Annotated in this window: 16 protein-coding genes; 9 read left to right on the top strand and 7 right to left on the bottom strand. The window is 48.2% G+C overall.

Annotated elements, in window-relative coordinates; all coding sequences use genetic code 11:
* Positions 1–122: 122 nt before the first annotated feature.
* Positions 123–773, top strand: coding sequence for a VTT domain-containing protein (locus tag RGU75_RS02100; RefSeq protein WP_322232595.1), 651 nt, complete (start codon positions 123–125; stop codon positions 771–773).
* A 177-nt stretch (positions 774–950) separates the two neighbouring features.
* On the opposite strand, the gene RGU75_RS02095 is transcribed toward RGU75_RS02100, so the two are convergent.
* Together RGU75_RS02095 and tsaE are read right to left on the bottom strand one after the other, a co-directional pair.
* Positions 951–2303, bottom strand: a complete 1353-nt coding sequence (locus tag RGU75_RS02095) for an N-acetylmuramoyl-L-alanine amidase (protein WP_322232594.1) — start codon at positions 2301–2303, stop codon at positions 951–953.
* Complete coding sequence (gene tsaE / locus RGU75_RS02090; RefSeq protein ID WP_322232593.1) at positions 2267–2752, bottom strand: tRNA (adenosine(37)-N6)-threonylcarbamoyltransferase complex ATPase subunit type 1 TsaE; 486 nt, start codon at positions 2750–2752, stop codon at positions 2267–2269. The genes RGU75_RS02095 and tsaE overlap by 37 nt, the downstream gene beginning before the upstream one ends.
* Positions 2753–2922: 170 nt before the next feature.
* On the opposite strand from tsaE, the gene queG reads away from it, so the two are divergent.
* Entirely contained in the window at positions 2923–4005 is a 1083-nt protein-coding gene (gene queG, locus RGU75_RS02085; protein WP_322240171.1) for a tRNA epoxyqueuosine(34) reductase QueG, read from the top strand.
* 21 nt (positions 4006–4026) lie between these two features.
* On the opposite strand, the gene RGU75_RS02080 is transcribed toward queG, so the two are convergent.
* Positions 4027–4923 carry an AEC family transporter gene (locus RGU75_RS02080; protein ID WP_322232592.1) on the bottom strand — a complete coding sequence of 299 codons (897 nt, stop codon included), beginning with the start codon at positions 4921–4923 and terminating at the stop codon, positions 4027–4029.
* A 729-nt stretch (positions 4924–5652) separates the two neighbouring features.
* On the opposite strand from RGU75_RS02080, the gene RGU75_RS02075 reads away from it, so the two are divergent.
* The 5 genes from RGU75_RS02075 (at position 5653) to RGU75_RS02055 (ending at position 17291) form a co-directional block, all read left to right on the top strand.
* A complete protein-coding gene (locus RGU75_RS02075; RefSeq protein WP_322232591.1) occupies positions 5653–7968 on the top strand; it encodes a peptidase domain-containing ABC transporter in 2316 nt (771 codons plus the stop codon).
* On the top strand, positions 7968–9488 hold the full coding sequence (locus tag RGU75_RS02070; RefSeq protein WP_322232590.1) for an HlyD family type I secretion periplasmic adaptor subunit: 1521 nt from the start codon (positions 7968–7970) through the stop codon (positions 9486–9488). The genes RGU75_RS02075 and RGU75_RS02070 overlap by 1 nt, the downstream gene beginning before the upstream one ends.
* 429 nt (positions 9489–9917) lie before the next feature.
* Complete coding sequence (locus RGU75_RS02065; RefSeq protein ID WP_322232589.1) at positions 9918–10568, top strand: hypothetical protein; 651 nt, start codon at positions 9918–9920, stop codon at positions 10566–10568.
* Between the two features lie 654 nt (positions 10569–11222).
* Positions 11223–12947, top strand: a complete 1725-nt coding sequence (locus tag RGU75_RS02060) for a hypothetical protein (RefSeq protein ID WP_322232588.1) — start codon at positions 11223–11225, stop codon at positions 12945–12947.
* Positions 12948–13472: 525 nt separating this feature from the next.
* Positions 13473–17291: a calcium-binding protein gene (locus tag RGU75_RS02055; protein WP_322232587.1), complete on the top strand. Its 3819-nt coding sequence runs from the start codon at positions 13473–13475 to the stop codon at positions 17289–17291.
* 62 nt (positions 17292–17353) lie between these two features.
* On the opposite strand, the gene RGU75_RS02050 is transcribed toward RGU75_RS02055, so the two are convergent.
* From RGU75_RS02050 to RGU75_RS02035, 4 genes are all read right to left on the bottom strand, one after another.
* Positions 17354–18025 (bottom strand): response regulator transcription factor, encoded by a 672-nt coding sequence (locus RGU75_RS02050; RefSeq protein ID WP_322232586.1) that lies wholly within the window; start codon positions 18023–18025, stop codon positions 17354–17356.
* A gap of 109 nt (positions 18026–18134) precedes the next feature.
* Positions 18135–18410, bottom strand: coding sequence for a HigA family addiction module antitoxin (locus RGU75_RS02045; RefSeq protein ID WP_322232585.1), 276 nt, complete (start codon positions 18408–18410; stop codon positions 18135–18137).
* A 17-nt stretch (positions 18411–18427) separates the two neighbouring features.
* Positions 18428–18706 (bottom strand): type II toxin-antitoxin system RelE/ParE family toxin, encoded by a 279-nt coding sequence (locus RGU75_RS02040; RefSeq protein WP_322232584.1) that lies wholly within the window; start codon positions 18704–18706, stop codon positions 18428–18430.
* A gap of 169 nt (positions 18707–18875) precedes the next feature.
* Positions 18876–20885 (bottom strand): PAS domain S-box protein, encoded by a 2010-nt coding sequence (locus RGU75_RS02035; RefSeq protein ID WP_322232583.1) that lies wholly within the window; start codon positions 20883–20885, stop codon positions 18876–18878.
* A 226-nt stretch (positions 20886–21111) separates the two neighbouring features.
* On the opposite strand from RGU75_RS02035, the gene RGU75_RS02030 reads away from it, so the two are divergent.
* Positions 21112–22137, top strand: a complete 1026-nt coding sequence (locus RGU75_RS02030; protein ID WP_322232582.1) for a TRAP transporter substrate-binding protein — start codon at positions 21112–21114, stop codon at positions 22135–22137.
* A 758-nt stretch (positions 22138–22895) separates the two neighbouring features.
* On the top strand, positions 22896–23417 hold the full coding sequence (locus RGU75_RS02025; protein WP_322232581.1) for a methylated-DNA--[protein]-cysteine S-methyltransferase: 522 nt from the start codon (positions 22896–22898) through the stop codon (positions 23415–23417).
* The last annotated feature ends 3 nt before the right edge of the window (positions 23418–23420 follow it).

Genomic DNA, 23420 nt, shown 5'->3' with positions numbered 1-23420 from the left:
TTTACGATCGTTTCGCGCATGAACGGTCGTCTACTGGTAATCCGTGTGTGATTTTTTTTAGTGACATTGGCTTTTTCGGCTAACCGTGTAGTGTATTATTTCGCGCAACCATTAGGAGAGTTATGGACTTTATGCAATTCATCGACGTGATTCTGCACGTTGACAAATCCTTAGGATTCTTGATTAAGGAATACGGCACCTTAATCTATATGGTGTTATTTTTAATTGTCTTTTGTGAAACAGGATTGGTTGTATTCCCATTTTTGCCTGGCGATACATTGCTGTTTATCGGCGGTGCATTTTGCGCGATGGGCGAAATGAATATTTGGCTATTGATGGGTTTGCTGATCATCGCGGCGACCACTGGTAATACGCTGAATTATTGGATCGGTAGCAAGATCGGGGAGAAAGTCTACTCCCACGATTATCGATGGCTGGACCAAAAGGCTTTACAAAGGACGCATGCGTTTTATGAACATCATGGCGGAAAAACCATCATTTTGTCGCGCTTCGTCCCCATTGTCCGCACTTTCGCGCCCTTTGTGGCTGGCGTGTCCAAGATGACATTTTCAAAGTTTCAGTTTTTCAACATCACTGGCGCTTTGTTATGGGTCGTCGGTCTGGTGTCAGCGGGATATTTCTTTGGAAATATGCCAATCATTCGTGATCATTTAAATACGATTGTATTGCTTGGCGTCGGCGCAGCAGCGATCCCTGTGGTTTTGGGTGCGATATGGAAACTGTATCAAAAGCTAAAAGGGCAGCAAGCTTAGGGCTGCTGAAAATGCAGCTTGTTGTACAGCCTAAGATTTATGGTGCTTTAATGCTGATGTAATCTGCTGCCATCAGAGCGATGGATCAGATGTAAAAAAAGGTATGACGCATTTGTTTGCGCCATACCCTTTTTTTATGTCTGCACATTGCCACCAAAAGCGGTGAGCAGATACTAGTTATGTCATCTGGTTCTTGGACAGTGGCGGATTGTGCGAGAAATACTTCTTAATGCCGGTCAGTATGGCGTCGGCCATTTTGTCCTGATAGGCGTTGTCGGTCAGTTTGGCTTCTTCTTCCGGGTTTGAGATGAAGGCGGTTTCAATCAGAATACTTGGGATATCAGGCGCTTTAAGCACTGCGAAACCGGCTTGTTCGACCGACCCTTTGTGAAGCCTATTAATACCGCCGATTTCACCAAGGACCGCGCTGGCAAGTTTCATACTGTCATTGATTTGCGCAGTGGTAGACAAATCGAGCAAAACGCCCGCAAGTTGCTTGTCATGACTTTTGATATTCACCCCGCCAATCAAATCTGAGGCGTTTTCTCGGTTGGCCATCCAGCGGGCGGCGGTCGAAGTGGCACCTTTTTCAGACAATGCAAAAACGGACGAGCCACGCGCAGTGGGTGTCACGAAAGCATCGGCATGGATCGAGACAAATAAGTCAGCCTGAACTTTACGTGCCTTCTGCACCCGCATACCTAGTGGCACAAAGAAATCAGCGTCACGCGTTAGCATTACGCGCATATTAGGCTGCTGTTCAATCTTGGCTTTAAGGCGCTTGGCGATGGCGAGCACGATATCTTTTTCATGATTGCCGCGACTACCGGTTGCGCCAGGATCTTCACCGCCATGACCGGGGTCAAGTGCAATGGTGATCATCCGCGTCATGGTGGGCGACTTCTCAAGTTTTCTCTGCGCTTTGGGATCAACCCTTGCCACCGGCGGTTCTGGCGGTGGCACCACCGGTACTGGCTTGGTGACTGCTACTGGCGGGACGATCTCTCCCGGCTCCGCTGTCGGCCATTCGCCTTTTTGGATCATCATGGCAATTGGATCGGGCGGCACTAGTGGATACAAATCGAACACCAAACGGTATTTGTAATTCCCGATTGGGTCCAGCGTAAAGACCTGCGGTACGACCTGATCTTTCAGGTCAAACACCAGACGGACCACATTTGGTCGATTCTGACCAACCCGAACCTGCTTAATATAAGGATCGTTCGATTGAATTTTGGCGACCAGTTCTTTCAGTGCCGGATTCAGTTCAATCCCTTCGATATCGACCACCATTCGGGCAGGATTTTGCACCAGAAAATGGGTAGCTTTTAGTTCGACATCATTTTCCAGCGTAACGCGGGTATAGTCGTCAGCAGGCCAGACCCGTACCGCAAGAATTTGTGCGGCCCGTGCAGATTGCGAGGTCAGTGGCGCGACAACCGAAATAAGCAGCGTTCCACCTGCTTTGAGAATGGTACGGCGGCTTTTGGACTTCAGAGGTTTGGTGCAAATTTCAGTCGAGCGAGACATTGATTACCTTTATCGGTTACGCCGCACAATTTTACATCACGCCCGTCTCCTGAGACGCTGAGAATGACGTTTATGTCTGGTGTTGGTAGAATATTTTCTGCTTTTTCGGGCCATTCAACGATGCAAATATTGGAATCATTGAAATGCTCGCGGAAACCGGCTTCTAGAAATTCTTCCGGACTTCCCATGCGATACAGGTCAAAATGCATCACTTCGACCGTTTGTTGATTTATATTGACGGTATAAGGTTCCACCAAAGTATAAGTTGGGCTTTTGACGTGGCCGGTATAACCGGCAGCATGCAATAAGGCGCGGGTCAGTGCTGTTTTGCCAGCCCCAAGGTCCCCATGCAAATAAATCGTCAGACCCGGTGCCAGCGCCCGTGATAATGCAGCACCAAGGGCAAACGTACCTGCTTCGTCATGTAGATGAAAGGTAAAGTCTTGCATCTCGTAAAATAGTCCTCTGTCATTGATGAGTTGATGTCCTGATGTCTCTACCGCATTTTACTGAAACCGCCTTGAATCGCGCTGATCTTAACGATCACGGCATCGATCACAGCGTCGACAACAGCACCGATATCAATAACGATATCAAACGCGATCATAACCCCACCGCAATGGTTGCGCTTGCCGCCACCATCAAGGCGTGGGGGCGCGAATTGGGTTTTGCTGACGTGCGGATTACGGATGTCGATCTGTCGCAACAAGAAGCTGGCTTCGAGACTTGGCTTGCGCTCGGATATCACGGTGACATGGATTATATGGCAGCACACGGTTTAAAGCGTGCGCGACCCGCAGAATTGGTGCCGGGCACCATTCGATCGATTAGCGTGCGCATGGATTATTTGCCGCAAGATAGCGATGCCGCATGGCGTCAGCGTGAGAAAAATCGGCTTCAGCCCGGTGCATCCACGTCGGCTACGGTATCGCTATATGCACGTGGTCGTGACTATCACAAGGTGTTACGTTCGCGCTTGCAGCAATTGGCAGATCGCATTACCGCCGAAATTGGTCCCTTTGGTTATCGTGTATTTACCGACTCCGCACCGGTGATGGAGGTCGCGCTAGCGCAAAAGGCGGGTTTAGGTTGGCGCGGAAAGCATACCTTACTGTTGAACCGTGAAGCCGGTTCGTTATTTTTTCTAGGCGAGATGCTGACGGATATGCCACTCCCAACGGATGCACCGATCACGTCCCATTGTGGTCAATGTAGCGCCTGTATCGACGTGTGTCCGACCAAGGCCATTATCGCGCCCTATACTTTGGATGCACGCCGTTGTATTTCCTATTTGACAATAGAATTAAAAGGCAGCATTCCGCTGGAATTTCGAGCCTTGATCGGCAACCGCGTGTACGGCTGTGATGATTGTCAGTTATTTTGTCCGTGGAATAAGTTTGCTCAACCGTCCACGTTGAATGATTTTGATGTACGTAACGGTCTCGATAACGCCACGTTAGTAGAGCTGTTTAGCTGGACCGAAGCCCAATTTAATGAGCGCTTACAAGGCAGCCCGATTCGCAGGATAGGGCACGAGCGATGGTTGCGTAATATTGCGATCGGATTGGGTAATACAGCCGCAACGGCCATAACAACGCATAATGCATCAGAAATCATCGCTGCCTTACAAACCCGTGCCGACGATCCATCTGCCTTGATTCGCGAGCATGTTGAATGGGCATTGCAGCAGTACGGACTGTAATCTGATGCAGATGCAGCGTAATTAACGATAGTGCAGCAATCCCAGCCATAACGGCAAAGTCAGCGCCGACAATACCGTTCCTGCAGAAACCAAAAACGCCACCAAAGGTCCGTTGCCACCAAGCCGTGCTGCCAAAATATAAGCGCTTGATGCCGTCGGCAATGCACAGAACAACACGACTATTTGCAATTGCAAGGCCCCCAATCCCACCCAGCGACCAAGTATCAACGCTGCCGCCGGTAGCGCCAGTAATTTTACTGTAAGAAAAAATCCCGTCATCAACTTGGCCTGACGCACGCCAGTAAGACGCAAACCTGCACCGACCAGCAATAAGCCAATTGCCAACGCGGCATTGCCGAGTCGCGACAAGACCGCACCGGCGACATCCGGTATTGGCATACCCGATAAGCTATATAACAAGCCACATGCCGTGGCGACCAACAAAGGGTTTCTTGCCAGTTCCTTCAACAACCCGCCGTTTTTATGCACCAGCGAGTGCACCGCCGCCAGGTTACACAGCGGCACGCCAAAGCCGATCAACAATGCCATCAATCCCGTACCTTCTTCCCCCGCCATACGTGACGCCAGCGCCAACGCCATATAGGAATTGAAGCGATAGCCGGTTTGCATACCCGACTCATAATCCATCGGCGTTGCTTTCAAAAACGGCTTGCCGATCCAGGTCAGGATGATCGCCACACCAAGCGCCGTTAATCCCACCATGAGCATTTTTCCGGTGGTATCGAAATGCAATACGGTACGCGCGGTGGAATAAAACAGCAAAGCAGGAAAAAGCAGGTAATACACCAACTTCTCGGCACCGGTCCAGAAGGCATCGCCCCAATCGGTCGTCCGCCGCAAAATAACGCCAAGCAGGATCAGGGTGAAATCGGGGAGCAACAGGTTAATGATATACATGGAAAAAATGGTTATTTCGATGTTAAGTGCGGTGAAATGAAATTTTGAGTCAGCCCACTTGGCCACAAAAAATTATGAATATGAATAGTATGAAATTGCGTACAACGACAAAAAATTGGTAGAAAAAAAGCAAAAAAAAGGCAGCAAACGATATCAAAAGCCAGCACCATCAAACCTGCATGCCAACCATATCAATGGTACGAATTGTACCTTCTTGGCTTGGCTCAAATAGCCAATAAAAATCTGCCCGAATTTTTGGATATTTCTTATCTCAGTTTAAGAATTGTCTCATATCAATTCGCAAGCGCGCTTTGTAGAATTGCACAGGATTAATGAAAATAAAATAATAATCTGGACAAGGACAGCCGCGCGACGGATGTGCGGGCTTACGTGCAGTGTAACTGCGCGCTATCACGCAATGCTTTGAGCAGTTATGGGCCGCTATTCGCGTCTTTTTTTTCGTTCATTAATGGCTCTCTGTCTAAATTAACAACCAAAGCATTAATGCGATTCTTGAAACCTTCAGTTCTACCGATCCGGTTCAATAACCCGCACGGAAACACGCTGAGCGATCACGTGGAATGCTGATTTTGCCACCAGCGTAGGTTGAGTCTGATGCCATTTGAATGACGGCAAGCGTTTATCAACGCCTCGACTGCTAAAAGTAATAAAAGCACAACTTCCAACAACATAATGCCTTAAATAGGCATAAAGAGAAAAGCCGTCATTATGCGTAATAAGAAGGTCGATACAAATGCATTTTTTTGGGCTTTACAGGGAATCTGCGTACTTCATCGCAAGCCCTTTTCCATGGAATTAGCGATCCAACAATTAGCCGCGCCACACACCGTTCATTCCATGGTTGCGGCTATTGCTTTATACGGCTTCGATGCGGAACTAACGCGCTGCGTTACCGCAGATGTGGACAAAGAATGTCTACCTACCGTCGTTTGGTTGACACCCAAATCCCCTTTTCTACAAGTCGAAGCCGCCCCAACAGAGGGCAACAATTCGAACGAACTTGCGTTGCTATCGGCAATGACCCAAGTGTCAATTGCGATGACAGATATCGCAGGCAGGCCAAACACACCAAACAGCGTAGACAGCGCAACTTCAGTTCTACCGCCAGAAGCGCCGGATGCGATACCAGCCATCATCCTGGAAGTCGATACCGACAGTTTTTTGGTACTGGAAAAAGGTGAGGTATCACCAACCATGATGTCGCCCGCAGATTTTTCACTTCGGTATCACGGCTTTCTCACCCGCATTAATGTGCAAGCTGATCCCGGTACGGATATTGATAGCGAGACCGAAGCGCGGCAAACGCGCACATTCGGCTTCAGCTGGTTTGTGCCTGAATTACTCAAACACAAAAAATTGTGGCAAGAAGTATTGCTGGCCTCGCTGGTGATCCAGTTAATTGCACTGGCAACGCCGCTGTTCACGCAAACCATCATCGATAAAGTAGTAGTTCACCGAACAGAAAGCACGCTGATCGTGATTGCGATTGGCATGGCAATTTTTATGCTGTTCTCGGCTGTCTTATCGTGGTTGCGCCAATATCTGGTATTACATACCGGTAACCGCGTCGATGCGGTATTGGGTTCATCAGTGTTCGAACGCCTTTTTAAACTGCCGCCGCAGTATTTTCAGCATCGTCCGACCGGCATCATTGCCGCGCGTCTGCACGGAATTGAAACCATCCGCGAGTTCATCTCTGGCGCAGCCGTAACGCTGATACTGGATCTGCCATTTCTATTTATTTTTGTCGCCATTATGTTTCACTACAGCGTTACCTTGACGCTGATTGTGTTGGCCGTCTTATTGTTAATCGTCGGGCTAAGTATTGTTGTAGCGCCGTTGTTTCAAACACGGCTGCAACAACAGTTTCAACTCGGGGCGCGCAATCAAGCCTTTCTGACGGAATATGTATCCGGCCTCGAAACGGTCAAATCATTACAACTAGAGCCGCAACTCAACAGCAAGTACAGCGGTTATCTCGCCAGTTATCTGCAAGCTGGTTTCTCCACCAAGCAACTGGCCAATACTTACAACACCACCGCCAACTTTTTGGAGCAATTACTTAGCCTGTTGATCCTCGGTATCGGTGCCTACACCGTCATGCACTCAAAGGAATTCACTATTGGGATGCTGGTTGCCTTCCAGATGTTTGCGGGCAAATTGTCACAACCAATGTTGCGTCTGGTCGGCCTGTGGCAACAATTTCAGCAAGCAAGTCTATCGGTAGCGCGGCTAGGCGATTTGATGAACGTGCCGATTGAACCTTATTCAGTCATCCCCGCACGCGACACCGCACGGCATGGTGAAATCGAAATAGGCGAAATCGCTTTTCGTTATGCCGATCACCTTCCGCTCGTCTATGAAAACGTCTCCCTGACCATCCGTCCAGGACAAACCATCGGCATTATGGGGCCATCAGGCTGCGGCAAAAGCACGCTCGCAAAATTATTGCAAGGCTTCTACCAACCCAGTGCTGGTCGCATCCTGATTGACGGCGTCGATATCCGGTATCTCGCGGCCAACGAACTGCGTAGCTACTTCGGCGTCGTGCCGCAGGAAACCACGCTCTTCTCCGGCACTATCTTTGAGAACCTACAAATGGCCAGCCCCAACGCTAATTTTGAGGCCATCACCACCGCCTGCAAAATGGCAGAAATTCACCACGTCATCGAAGCCTTACCGCAAGGCTATCAAACCGAAATTGGCGAACGTGGCGCCGGCCTCTCCGGCGGTCAAAAGCAACGTATTGCCATCGCCCGCGCCTTATTAAAGCAGCCAACCATCCTCATCTTCGACGAAGCCACCAGCGCCCTCGATGCGCCTACCGCAGAGCAATTTGCTCGGACCATCAACTCTCTCAAGGGCAAGGTGACGATGCTATTTATCACACATGGCTTACCGCAGGGACTGAAGGTCGACGCCGTATTTAGCCTAACCGCAAACGGCGCGCAATTGGTTAACCCTGACGCAGAAAGCAATGTGCTTGGTAATTCCATATTGCAAGCAACAGAAGGAGGCAATTAATGCCATCCACGCCACCGGACAATGCAAATCTGAATGCAAGCATCAATACAGCATCAGAAAATAATTCGACATCATCAAAAAATAATTCCACATCATCAGACAAGTGGGGCAAACCAGATCAGTCGGAGCTCGCGCAAAACATGGCCCCGATCATGGCGCTGCCTTCATCCAATCGTTGGCAAGATCCTCTGCATTTGATCGAAGCCGAAGCGCCAAGCCACATCAAGCGATTGGTTCTATGGACAGTATCGATTCTTATTTTAATATTGATCATTTGGACTGCGTTCGGCAAACTCGACATTATTGCCACCGCCGAAGGCAAGCTAGTCCCGCAAACCTTAGTCAAGATCGTGCAACCGGCAGAACCTGGCGTCGTCAAAAAAATACTCGTCAATGAAGGCCATAGCGTCAAGGCCGGTCAACTATTAGCCCAACTCGATACCACACTGGCCAACGCCGATCGTAACGGCGTCAGCAAGGATATTGATATCCAGCGCATGCAGATTCGTCGGATCAATGCCGAACTGGCAGATCAAACGATGGCATCCAAAGCAGGAGACGATCCGCAGCTATACGCGCAGGTACAGCGTCAATTTTTGGCGCACAGGCAAGCATTTCTAAGCAGTCTGGATCAAGAGAAATCACTGGTCATCAAAGCCACGCACGAGTACCGCAGTGCGGTGCAGATTTCCGCTAAATTAAAACAAACATTACCGCTGTATCAACGCAGTGCAGAAGCCTACGCCAAGCTAGAAAAAGAAGGTTTTGTCAGCGGTCTGGCTGCCGACGAGAAGCAGCGCGACGCCATTGAAAAAGCCAGAGATCTAGACGCGCAACAGTCAATCGTCGCCTCGCTTGCCGCAACCATCGCAGCCCAACAGCAAAGGATCACCCAGTTACACGACACCTATCACGCCGACCTGCAAACCGAACTGGCCGACATCCACGCCCGACTCGCACAATTGCAACCGAACCTGGATAAATCCATTTACAAACAAGGATTGATGGAACTGCGCGCTCCACAAGATGGCGTGATCAACGATCTGGCCACCACAACCGTCGGCGCAGTGGTACAACCTGGCACTGTCATCATGACGCTCGTGCCGCAGGACGAGCAATTGTATGCCGATGTATCTGTCAAAAACGAAGATGTCGGCTTCGTCCAAATCGGCCAAACCGCGCAAATCAAACTCGCTACCTACCCGTTCCAAAAATACGGCATGTTGACCGGCACAGTCACACGATTAAGCGCCGACGCATCAGATCCCGAAAAGGGCAGCACCAACGCCACTGGTACATCAGGCAATGCCAGCGGCGATGACGGCAACAACGCCAGATCAACCTACAAAGCCCGTATCAAACTGGCGCATCAGATATTGGTCGATCCGCAAGGCAACCAATTACAAATGACCGCTGGCATGCAAGTTGTCGCAGAAATTCAGCAGGGCAAACGGACAGTATTGGAATATCTGTTATCGCCGGTGCAGAAGGCCGTTCAGGAGGCTGGGCGAGAGAGATAAACCACGTAATAAATAAAAAAATATGTCAATAAATAGAGCGATAAATATTCTAATAAATTCATCTAAGAGAATTCTCGATCTTCGCCGAGAGTTATCTTCCTTATAAATTTATTTTGTAGAATTTTCTCTGTTAATTCGAGAATAGTCTCGTATCAATCTGGAAATTTCATTTGTAGAATTGAAAATAATTAAAAATAAAATAGACACCAAAATAATTCATGACAGCGTTTTCTGCCATTGCAGTCACGCTATCCAATCTTGATGCAATCAATTGGAATCGACGTTCCATAAAAATGTGAACAACGAGTATATGGCGTTCCGCTCGCAACACGATTCATCGCCACTGAAGCGTGCAATGCGCTTTGACACAAAGCAAGTTTTAAATGATCAAACGTTAACAGGGTAATCGACATAATCAACCAAGGAGTAGTGAGCATGATGATAGGCAAACGATCTTACTTTCACATTTTTCTAATGACGGTATCGGCTTCTTTAGTTATCTCTTGCAGCGAGGATAAAACAGTGAGGCAACTGCATTCAAGCGACGGCAAAGCGACTTTTACACTACCTCAAAAATATGAAACAAATAACACCAATACAGAGCTGATTACCTTTGCCTTCCACTATCCAGACATGGCGCCGATAACACAGGGAAGCGCACCAAAAAAAGATGAGATAAAAATATATCTAAGCCGGACAACAGTGTCTGATTTTCCTCGAATTAACGACGCCGAAAATATGGAGAAAAACGCGATCGATCAGTTCGATCCCTCACGTCGAGGACTCGAATACCGCGTAGAAAATCGCGGCATTTATCGCAGATATCAACAAGGCAATCCGAAAGAGTTGGAATCACTCAGCACGTATTACATCTTTCAGGCAGCAGACGGACAACCCGTCGCGATCAAAGATCCATTGCCATTTATCGTTAGTTTTAAAGCTCTCAGAACAATCGATGATCACTTCGACTTGCAATACACGATAGCCAAACCGATAGGAAAAGACTTTATAAAAATAGACCAAGTCGTCACGGACCTGATTAAAAAGAACATCACCATCGCGTCATCGTCCGAGGAATAAATTATGTCTATTGCAATGCCCATCCATGCAGTTCTGACTTTAAGAAAAGTGTTTAACGACCGGCTGTTAAAAGCCCCGACAAGTGGAAAAAATAAAAGAGCCGAAATAATGAAAAACAAGGTCGCTGCATGACTCTGCATGGTAACGAAGCAAATATAGGGTGTCAGGAGGCGATTTTATGGACATAAAAAATATCATGTCCAGAGCACTTTTATTAATAGGAAGAATATGCATTTTCCTTGGATTGTGTAACGTATTTTATATAGGGCATTTCCTAAGAAATTCTCATACTTTGTTCCCAGTAGAGATTCTCTTTTCTGTAATTTTCGTTCTTGTGGGCGTGGTCTTGGATACCTTCTCAATGAGTAAACGCGAGTCTTTAGATGTAACTACGTTTTACAGAAAATTAAGAGAAAGTGTTGAAAATAAAACCTATCTCGATAATGCAAAAAAAATGGGGTTAATTTCGTTTTTTTTACTTGTTGCTCCTACGGCTATTGATGGCAGCCATACATCTAGATTTCAGTTCACTAATAGTTACACCTTCTATTTATTCAGCACTTTTTTGTTTCTATTAATGTTCTGGCTTTCTATCACCTCCATCTGTTTCAAGAAATTTGAAATTTCGTCTAAATAAATTAACTAAGGTCTTAAATGAGTGTTGCTTACATTGTCACGAAATCCGGAATTGTTGTTATTGATGCTACGCCCGCAGCCATCAAAGCCATTGCAAAAGGAATTGGGAAGGATGCTGTGCCCGTAGCAGAACATTTAGGAAAAATAGTACAAACAGGTGATGATGCAAAAACAGCGATGGACACCATTCTTGATACGCTAAGAAACTCTATTGGGGGAGACTTTACTAGTCAGGTAAAAATGGTCGGTTCATTAGGTGCTGGTTATGCAATCGGTGAAGCGGTAGGCGTCTATGTTGGTGGTGCGACAGCGCCATTTATAGGGCCATTTGCAATACCACTGGGGGTTGTTGCAGGGGTTGCTGGAGGATATATCGGATCAAAGCTTTATGATTGGCAATTCGACGAATCGACAAAACTAGGCCAAGAAATCAATGACCGTTTCACCCACTCCCGCACCTACCGCTACGATCCCTTAGTCCTCGACCTCGACGGCGACGGCATCGAAACCGTCGGCAGCAAAAACAACATTTACTTCGACAACAACAACGACGGTATTAAAACCGCGACCGGTTGGGTCGGCGCTGACGATGGCTTACTCGTCATGGACCGCAACGGTAACGGCGTGATCGACAACGGTACGGAACTCTTCGGCAACTCCACCCACCTCGACAACGGCCACACCGCCAGCGATGGTTTTGACGCACTGGCCGATCTGGATTCCAACCACGATGGCAAGATCGATAAAAACGACGCCAACTGGAACCAGCTCAAAGTCTGGCGTGATCTCAATCAGGATGGCATTTCTCAAGCCAATGAATTATTCACACTGGACCAACTCGGCATCGCCAGCCTCAACGTCAACAAAAAATCACATAACCAAACACTCGCCAATGGCAACCAGTTAGCCGACCAAGGCACGTATACAAAAACGGATGGCAGCAGCGGCAATATGGGTGACGTTAATTTTGAAGAAGACGCCTTCCATCGCGAATTCACCGATGAGGTCGTGATTGCCGATAACGTGAAAGACCTGCCCGATATGCAAGGCGCAGGCAAAGTGCGCGACCTGCGCGAAGCCGCCAGCTTGTCGACATCACTGCAAGACGTTTTGGCACACTACAGCGCGGCCACCACACGTGAAGAGCAACGCGGTTTGCTGGATCAAATGCTGTCCGATTGGGCCGACACATCCGGCATGACTAAAACCCTGCAAGAACGCGCTGGCAGTGCTTACACCGTGATCTGGAAATCGCTGGGCGGTCAGGTCATCACCGACGACGCCGCCGGTCGCGCCATCGTTGCCGCGTGGGAAAAGAAGCTGCATATTCTGGAAGCGTTTAATGGGCAATATTATTTTGCGATGCATAACCTGACCGGCATGGGTTACAACGGCTTCAAGATGGTCGAAGGCAAAAACGGTCAGCCTGGGACTATCACGATTAGTTTATATCCCGAACAGGTAAATAGCCTCAATCAAGCTTATGACGCATTGCAGGAATCGATCTACGGTTCACTGTTATTGCAGACACGGTTTAAGTCGTTGATTGATCAGATTGAATTAAAGATAGATGTGGATGGAATGCATCTGGATAGTTTTGACGCTATTCGAAACAGACTAGATCAATTTGGAAAAAGCTCGCAACGCGCTTCGGCGTTAAGCGGAGTATTTAACGATCACCTGTTGAGCGCCGCAATAAGTGGACAAAACCAACGAGCCGAAATAAACAAGGTCGCGGCATGATTAGGCCTAGTAATGAGGTAAATGAAAAGTATCGGGAGGCGGTTTTATGGACATAAAAAATATCATGTCTAAAGCCCTTCTATTGATAGGAAGAACGTGCATTTTTCTGGGATTTTGCAACGTATTTTATACGGGACATTTCTTAAGGTTTGCTCACAATTGGTTTCCTGTAGAAATTATTTATTCTGTATTTCTATTTTTTTTGGCGCAATTTTTTTGAGTTTTTCTATAAGAGAAAACATTTTTCTGAATACCGGTAAATTTTATAAAAAATTAAAGGAAAACATCAAAGAGAAAAGCTATTTGGATAAGGTGAAGAAATTATGGTTGATGTGCTTATGTTTAATTTTGATGATGACGACAACAAAAAATATCAGCACATCTCGATTTCAATTATTAATAGAAAGTGAAATTGTTTATATATTTTGCAATTTATTATTTTTATTATTTTTCTGTTTTTGCACGGCTGTCATGTGTGTCAAAAAACTCAATAAACAATCGAATTAAAATTAGCGAGAAACTAAAATGAGTATTGCTTACATTGTTACAAAATCCGGCATCGTTGTTATTGATGCTACACCAGCAGCAATCAAAGCCATTGCAAAAGGAATAGGTAAGGATGCTGTACCCGTAGTGGAACATTTAGGAAAAGTTGTACAAACTGGTGACGATGCAAAAACGGTTGCAGATACTCTCTTAGATACGTTGAGAAACTCTATTGGTGGTGACCTTACTAGTCAGGTAAAAATGGTCGGCTCACTGGGCGCTGGTTATGCGTTCGGTGAAGCAGTAGGTGTTTTTGTCGCTGGCGTAAGCGCGCCATTCATCGGACCGTTTGCAATACCCCTAGGAGTTATTGCTGGAGTGGCTGGAGGGTATTTAGCTTCCAATTATTACGAAGAGGCATTCGATGCAGCCACTAAAATAGGCCAAGAAATCAATGACCGTTTCACCCACTCCCGCACCTACCGCTGCGATCCCTTGGTCCTCGACCTAGACGGAGACGGCATCGAAACCGTCAGCAGCAAAAACAACATTTACTTCGACAACAACAACGACGGTATTAAAACCGCGACAGGCTGGGTCGGCGCTGACGATGGCTTGCTCGTCATGGACCGCAACGGCAACGGCGTGATCGATAACGGCACGGAACTATTCGGCAATTCCACCCAACTCGACAACGGCCACACCGCCAGCGATGGTTTCGGTGCGCTGGCTGATCTGGATTCCAACCACGATGGCAAGATCGATAAAAACGACGCCAACTGGAACCAGCTCAAAGTCTGGCGTGATCTCAATCAGGATGGCATATCTCAAGCCAATGAATTATTCACACTGGACCAACTCGGCATCGCCAGCCTCAACGTCAACAAAAAATCACACAACCAAACACTCGCCAATGGCAACCAGCTAGCCGACCAAGGCACGTACACAAAAACCGATGGCAGCAGCGGCAATATGGGTGACGTAAATTTTGAGGAAGACGCCTTCCATCGGGAGTTTACTGATGAAGTCGTGATTGCCGATAACGTCAAAGACCTGCCCGATATGCAAGGCGCAGGCAAAGTACGCGACCTGCGCGAAGCCGCCAGCTTGTCCGCGTCACTACAAAGTGTATTAGCACACTACAGCGCCGCCACCACACGAGAAGAACAGCGCGGCTTGCTGGATCAACTGCTGTCCGATTGGGCCGACACATCCGGCATGACCAAAACCCTGCAAGAACGCGCTGGCAGTGCTTATACGGTGATCTGGCAATCGCTGGGCGGTCAGGTTATTACTGACGACGCCGCCGGTCGCGCCATCGTTGCCGCGTGGGAAAAGAAGCTGCATATTCTGGAAGCGTTTAACGGGCAATATTATTTTGCGATGCATAATTTTGTTGGTCATGGTTTAAACGGATTCAATATGGCGGAAGGCAAAAATGGTCAGCCTGGGACTATCACGATTAGTTTATATCCCGAACAGGTAAACAGCCTCAATCTAGCTTATGACGCATTGCAGGAATCGATCTACGGTTCGTTATTGTTGCAAACACGCTTTAAATCGTTGATCGATCAGATTACATTGAAGGTGGATGCCGATGGGATGCACTTGGATTATGGTGCGCTGGAAAAACACTTCAAGGCAGCGATTGCGGCGGATGGCATAAAGGGGTTGTACGATTTGATCGACTTTAATCGTGCAGCGGGAAGTGCGATGCAGGATTTTATCTGGATCGGGGCGGAGATGATCGCGCTGGGTCTCTCCACAATGGATGCATCGCCTGAAATACAAAAGTTATTTGCTGAACTGAGCAGCGTTATGAACAAGAATGGTACGAAGAAAAGTGATCTAATTGTTGGGGGCCTTAGGAATGATACTTTATATGGTTATGCAGGTAACGATTTGATGCTAGGAGGAGGGGGCGACGATACGTTAAATGGTGGCGATGGCGATGACACGCTTAGTGGCAATGCTGGTGACGATCGTCTCAACGGTGGCGAAGGTAATGACACTTTGCTAGGTGGCGACGGCAACGATACATTGATTGGCGGATCGGGCGATGACGTGCTGGAAGGGGGCGAAGGTAATAATCAATTAGACGGTGGAAGTGGAAACGATACGCTGACCACCGGCGCTGGCAAGGATACGTTAAGCGGTGGCGATGGTAATGATATTCTGACCAGCGGTAGCGGCGAAGATACGTTAAGCGGCGGCGCTGGTAACGACATTCTGACCGGTGGCAAGGGTGACGATTTGCTCAAGGGTGGTTTTGGTAATGACACCTATATATTAAGTCGCGGTGACGGACACGACACGATTGATAACTATGATTATGGTACCGATTACTCGGGTGGTGGTCGCACGGATGTCGTAATTTTTACTGATATGAATGCCAGCGATATCCGCGGTCTGCGTACTGTCAATACAGATCTGATCATCGAATTTGGAAGCGGTGACAGTCTCACGATCAGCAACTATTTTGATGGCGTGAACTATCAAATCAACCAGTTCCGGTTTGCTGATGGTCAGGTGTGGACCGGCGCACAAATACTGGCTACGCATCCGGTGATGCTGACCGACAATAATGACAATCTGCGATTTTCTGATAGTGGCGAGACGATTTATGCAGGCGGCGGTAATGACACGATTTATAGCTTTGGCGGTGATGACGTCATCGATGGCGGTACTGGAAATAATTATCTGAATGGTGGCAGCGGCAATGACCGGTTATTCGCAGGCGACGGCAACGATACATTGATTGGCGAATCGGGCGATGACGTGCTGGAAGGGGGGGGAGGTAATAACCGCTTGGACGGTGGAAGTGGTAACGATACGCTGACCACCGGCGCTGGCAAGGATACGTTAAGCGGCGGCGCTGGTAATGATATTCTGACCGGTGGCAAGGGCGACGACAAACTGCAGGGTGGCGCTGGCAATGATACGTATGTGTTAAGTCGCGGTGACGGCCACGACACGATCAACAATTATGATTATGGTACTGATTACTCGGGCGGTGGTCGCACGGATGTGATCCGATTCACAGACGTCAGTGCTGATGCTTTAAGCGGGTTGCGACGGGTCAAGAACGATCTGATTATCGACTACGGCAACGGTGACAGCATCACGGTGGCTAATTATTTTAATGGCGCTAGTTATCAAATCAATCAATTCCAGTTTGCCGATGGCAAGACATTGACCGGGACAGAATTACTTTCAGCATATCCAATTGCCCTGCCCGAAGCTGCCGATAGCATGGGCTTTATGAATGCAGATCAGTATAGTCATGCTGACGTTAGTGATGATAACGGTCAAGCTGACAATGATGACGTTAGCAGCGAAGCAGATAACGACGACAAAGTGATAACAGATAGCATAGGCAAGCAGGTGGTTGCTGTGCATGTTAGCGAGGGAATCGCCGCTGCTGCTTTGCTGTTTGGACAAGCGGGCGATCGGGTGTTGGCTAAGGCTCGGAAACAGCAGGCAATTATTGATAATTGGTTCACGAAAGTGGATGGTCGTCGCGCGTTATCTTTGCAGACGGTGACTGACAATTCGACCGTTGATGCTGCCGGTTCTACTGATACGCTGCCCAATCAGAAGATTCCGCAGTTTAATTTTGATGCCGTTGTTGCGCAGTTTGAACAACTGCGCGCCAGGCCTCCTGCGGTCAATTTGTGGGCGGAGTCGGCCGCGTTGCTGGATTTGCATCTCAAGAAGAGTAATGCGGCGGGTCTTGGTTGTGATCTGGTTGGACAGTATGCAAAGAATGGTCATGACGTCGGTAGTGCAGTCAATTCGGCGCAGGCAATGTTGGCACCGCCGCATTTCGGTGCGATTGATTTGCACGGGCGGCGATAGTGCTGTTATAGGAGTCGGTGGTCGGTGGTGGGTAGTTCGAAATTGGTAATGAGGTTAGCCAGCTAGTTCAATAATCTCGCCAGTTCCACCGCTGTCTTTACATGCATTTTGTCAAAAATATGGGCGCGGTGGACTTCTACCGTGCGCATGCTGATGCCAAGCTGGTCGGCGATGACTTTGTTCATTTTGCCGATCAGGATTAAGTCTAGTACTGCGCGCTCTCGGATGGATAGGTTGGCGAGGCGGCTGTCGATCACGCTGCGTGCGATTGCTGCGCGTGAAGTTTGTAGAGCTTCTTGTACGCGGTCCATCAATTTATTGTCATTGAAGGGCTTTTCGAAAAAATCGAAAGCGCCGCGCTTGAGGGTGTCGACTGCCATGGGAACATCGCCGTGGCCGGTTAAAAAAATGACTGGATAACGTTGCGTGAGTTTCCTGGCCGACAATACGTCGAACAACGCCAGGCCGCTCATCCCAGGCATGCGAACGTCAAGTAACAGACAATCGCCTTCGGGGGGCTGTGCGTCACTTTTATGTAAGCCGGAATTCGCCGTGCCGATGGCGGCAGCAGCGTTGGTTAATTTTTCAATTGCGGCGGCTTCGTTGGTGGCGATGTCGAGTGATGCCAAAAAATGTTGCGCGCTGGAATAACTCAGTGCGGGAATGGCGCGTGATTGCGCAAGCCAGCTTAAGGCATCGCGGATTACTTCTTCGTCGTCAATGATGTGCAGCATAATATCTATTCGTTATTGTCGGATTTACGCAAAATAGCCTTAGTTCAGTCGTGTCTCACAGTCAACTGTATGTCTATGCATGCCTATCCATAGCCGTATTTTCTTTTAGCTATGCTGCGATGCGCTCGATTTTTGGTCGTTTGACCTTTCCTGCCTTGTGTAAATCATATTGCAATTGCATTCCTGCCCACAGTTCAGGACTGGTGCCGAAGGCCGAACCCAGGCGATATGCCATGTCAGGAGAAATTCCCGCAGCGCCGGTAACGATGCGTTGAAGCGTGACGCGACCAACGCCAAGACGGGTGGCCGCGTCCGTCACGGTCACGTCGCCCAGATACTCTCTTAATACCTCACCAGGATGTGGCGGGTTATGCATACGCGTCATATAAACCTCCGTAAAAATCAGTGGTAGTCGCGATAATCTACAAGAATCGCGTCACTAGCATCAAAAGCGAAAATCATTCGCCAGTTCCCATTAACCGTGATCGCCCAATGTCCTTTTAGATCCCCCTTCAACGGGTGTAGTCCCCAGGAAGGGGCTGATAAGTCTTCCGGCTTTATCGCTTGATCCAGAGCAGCCAATTGAAGCCGCAATTTAGTCGCGTGTCCAGCATGGATGCCTGCTTTGCTGCCCAGCTCAAAAAAGCGTTGCAGTTCCTTGTGTCGAAAGCTTTTTATCATAGAATTATTGTATCGTGTATCGATACACAATTCAAGTTTTTGGGTCCCGAATACAGCGTCTTTCTCACGGTACATCCGAAAACATCTCTCAAGGTGGCACGTCCAGTAAGATATTTAAACTATTGAGAGGGAGAAAACAGAATACCGCATTACGCCCTCTTCAATGTAGTCATCGCTGACTATGCGGAAAATTTGCCGGCAACGAGAACTGAAAAATTGTCCCACCGCCATCGTTGTCCGAGTAGTTCAGTGTGCCGCCATGAAATTCTATGGCGGTGCGACATATATTGAGTCCCATGCCCATGCCGTGGGCTTTAGTTGAGTAGAACGGTGAAAACAAGCGTGCTGCCACGTCAGCCGGAATGCCGTGGCCCTGATCGATCACAGAGATGACGATTTGTGGCGTTTCTGTGTCGAGATCGAGTGCTACTGCTTTGATGCGCAAGATGCGACGGGTGGCACTGTTCTCTGACATTGATTCAATGGCATTGCGGGTCAGATTGAGAAGGACTTGCTCCAGCATCATGCGGTCTGCGGATACCCATGGCAATGATGGTGCAATCTCGACCCGAACATTGACCTGAGAAGTCTGCGCTTGTAATTCGACCAATGGCATGATGTTGTCGACTAGTGTGCGGATTGCCAGTGGCTCGCGGATGGGGTCACGATTTTTGACGAACTCGTGCACACTACGAATAATTTGTCCGGCACGTTGTGCTTGCGTGTTGACTTTTCCTAGGGCCAGTTTCAGTTGGGGCGCATTGATGCTGCCACTTTCCAGCATATTCATCGCGCCGGTGGTGTAACTGGAGATGGCGGCGAGCGGCTGGTTCAGTTCATGCGCCAGCGTCGATGCGATCTCGCCCATGCTGGCGAGGCGGGCGCTGGATTCCAGTTTTTCTTGCTGTTTTCGATTTAATTCTTCGGCGCGGCGTGGTTCTGAAATATCTAGTATCGATCCCATCCATCCTGTTTGCTGGCCTTGCGCATCGACCAAGGCTGATTCGAATATCAGGACCGGAAACCGTTCGCCATTGGCCCGCAGAAAAATAGCTTCATATTGCGGCGTTCCTTCGCCTTCTAACACTTTTGTAAAGCGTTCCTGGAATTCTTCCAGTGCCTCAGGCGCCCAATAGGGCATTGGCGGGACTTTGCCTACCAATCGGTCTGCGTCGAGGCCGACCATGGCACAGAATGCCGGATTGACATAGGTGACACGACCTTTGAGATCACGCGCACGCAATCCGGTGACGAGTGAGTTCTCCATGGCGCTACGAAATGCAACTTCTTGGCGTAGTGCATTTTCTGCAGCTAGCCGGCGGTGAATATCGCGCCACAGCGCCAGTAAACTCCATACTAGGCCAAGCGATAAGGCGATGACTGATCCGACCAATAAATTGGGTAAAAATTGCGGTGCGCTCTTGACGCTGTTGGTACGTAATATTAGAGATAACCCTGGCAGGTCGATTGGTCGACGATGCGTGTAGACGTCATGGCCACGGCCACCAGCGGCGCGCTTGGCGATGGTGACCTCGTCTGCGTCAGTGAGTGAAATTTCGTTATCTTGTGCAAACCACCATGGCACCAATTCATTGAGAATGCCGCTGACAGAATACGTGCTGACAAGGCTGCCGAGATATTGATTGTTTATAAATAATGGGACGCTGTAATCGATGTACATGGCGTTGGCCGTGTCGATCAGCTTATAGGGCGGCGTGTATTGCGGAATCTTGGCATCGCGTACCAGTTTTGCTGATTTAGTTGCGTGGGTTATATAGTCAGGATTCGTGATTTGCAAGGCGTCGGTTCCTGCGATGATATGGTCTTCGGCATTGAGCCAGGCGATTCCGCGTAGCTCGCGGCTGTTTTTTAATAGCGGCTTCAGACGGTCGGCAAATTGCGCAACGGTCAAGTGATGTTTAATGATCTCGCTGGCGATCAGACGGACACTCTCGTCATCGCGGTTGAGCTGAAAAGTGATGGCTTGCTCAACCCAGAGCGTATCGGCGATCAACTGGTCTTGCCGGTCATTGGCTTCCATTTGTCGGGATTGCCACGGTAACCATATGAGAACAGCCAAAAATAGCAGTACCAAAAAAATCGGAATCAGCCACCGCCAGGTGCGCTGCAGTCCCGCGGTAGTTATGTTGGGTAATCGCTTAAATGTTGTTTGTGGCATAAGGGAATAATGACAGCTAAACGCGTTTTAGCGGGGTTGGCGGTGTGGTTGTGTTGGTTTTCGCTGAAGAAACAGAGCGATTGAGCTACTAGTGTAGCTGACGAGGTGTAATAGGCGCATTTTTTGGTGGATTTTTGCGGTTATCCACACTTGTGAGTGCGGCGCAGCTTGTGCACACTGCGGCCAGATCCGGTAACAATCCATCCGTTGATCACTTGGGGTAAGCATGAAACAAAAATCGTTGGTGGCAGAAATAGTGCGTGTGGCAATATTGTTGGCTGCGACATTAGTCAGTTGCCAGGTTGCTGCACAAGAACCAATCGTTATCAAGTTCAGTCACGTGGTTGCCAGCGATGCGCCTAAAGGGGAAGCTGCGCAGCGGTTTAAAGAGTTGGCCGAAAAAGCGACCAAAGGGCGTGTCAGGATTGCGCTATATTCGAATAGCACACTCTATAAAGATAAAGAGGAACTTGAAGCGTTGCAGCTTGGTGCTGTTCAAATGCTGGCACCTTCATTGGCGAAGTTTGGTCCGCTGGGGATGAAGGAGTTTGAAGTATTTGATTTACCGTATATGTTTCCAAACTTGGAGGCCGTGCATCGGGTGACGCAAGGCCCCATTGGTAAGCAACTCTTGAACAAGCTGGAGTCCAAAGGGATTATTGGTCTGGCCTATTGGGATAATGGTTTTAAAGTGATGTCGGCGAATAAGCCGTTGCGTGTTCCGGCCGACTTCAACATGCTGAAAATGCGTATTCAATCGTCAAAGGTTTTGGACGTCCAGATGCGTGCACTCGCGGCCAATCCTCAGACGCTGGCTTTTTCAGACGTGGTGCAAGCGTTGAGGAGTGGTGTTGTTGATGGCACTGAAAATCCTCCTTCAAACTTGTACACCCAAAAAATGTACGAGGTACAAAAAAATATCACGGTCTCAAATCATGGATATCTTGGCTACGCAGTTATCGTCAATAAAAAGTTTTGGGACAGCTTACCGTGGGATATTCGTACCGCGTTAACGCAGGCAATGGCGGAGGCAACCAAGTACGGCAATGCCAGGGCTCAGGAGGAAAATGCGGCTGCGTTGGCGGCGATACAAAAAACCGGAAAAACGGCGATTTATCATCTGAATGTTAAAGAAAATGCGGAATGGCGTGCGGCCTTATTACCGCTTCAAACGCAGATGGCTGGTCGAATTGGTAAAGATTTAATTGATGCAGTGAGAAAAGAATCTGCGATGGCTGATGTTAATAAGTAACGAAGTATTGAATTTTTAGTAAAGTGGGTGTTTGAGTAAAGTTACTCACCGCCGACCAGCGATTTTTTTGCAATTGCAGTCAATTTTGATCAAATTCATGTAAATGATGCCAATTCTATCTATTTTTTGACAACATCAATTAAGTCCTGATAGTTCCTGACGAGCAGTTTTTAAGATAATTTCTCCATTAACATTAATTCGAATAAAACCATAGTTTTTAATTTGAATTAGGCTAAAACTATCTAGAATAACCACATTGATTCATTAAAATTATTTGTAAAAATTAGTTAACTCCTGTTAGAGTCCGTCATCCATTGAATTTTGCGCTTTAGCCCCAAAAGGGTGCGAAGCGGAAAAAGGTCCCTTTTATTTTTGGGGCCCATTCTGAATCACGAGCAGTGTTTTTTTTGTGCGGCAACAGTTGCTAAATCGTGGTGACAGGATGGATCAAGGGTAAGAATTTTAGGTTATAGGTGGTGGTGCATAAAAACGGTATTGATACCGGGGATACTGAGGAGACAGTGCGTTTCAAATGAAGCTGTTTAAACAGCCGGGAACGTATAGAGAAGTATTTGGGGCGCATCGTCAGATGCGCCTTTTTTATTTTTAATGCTTATAAATTGCGTTTCAATTGACGCTTAGTTCATGCTTAATTGATGCTTAATTGATGCTTAATTGAATTTTAATGATTACTTCTCGCATCGAGGCCCCGGCTTTATTTGACTCAGAAATTCCTGTTTTGGCGACCAAATAAGCGCATGAAAAATAGTTCTGAGCGGCAATTCACCAATGCGGGCGCATCCGCACTCTTTTCTGGCATCGTTATGGCACCATTTGGTGCGGTGGGAATTCGATCCGATTCCGGCGTCCTGCGCGAGTTGGTATATTTGCCAAAGTCGTATGCGGAGAAAGCGCCGATGGATGCGTTAACCGAACGTGCTGCACAACAGATCATTCATTATTTGCACAATCCCGACTTTTGCTTCGATTTGCCATTGGCTGCCATCGGCACTGTATTTCAACGTAAGGTATGGGCGCAAATCGTGGCTATTCCACGTGGTGACGTGCTAACTTATGGAGAGGTTGCCCGATTGGTTCAGTCAGCGCCACGGGCCGTAGGACAAGCTTGTGGTGCCAATTGGTTTCCGCTGGTGATTCCATGCCATCGTGTTACCGCCGCTGGCGGTCTTGGCGGTTTTTCGCACGATGATGAGGTCAATGGTTTCCATGTGGGAGTAAAACGCTGGTTGCTGACGCACGAAGGAGTTGTCGATCTGTGAAAA

It is taken from the genome of Glaciimonas sp. CA11.2, assembly GCF_034314045.1.
Lineage (GTDB): Bacteria > Pseudomonadota > Gammaproteobacteria > Burkholderiales > Burkholderiaceae_D > Glaciimonas.
Note: the sequence above shows the minus strand (reverse complement) of the source record. Positions and strands in the feature narration are given on the sequence as shown.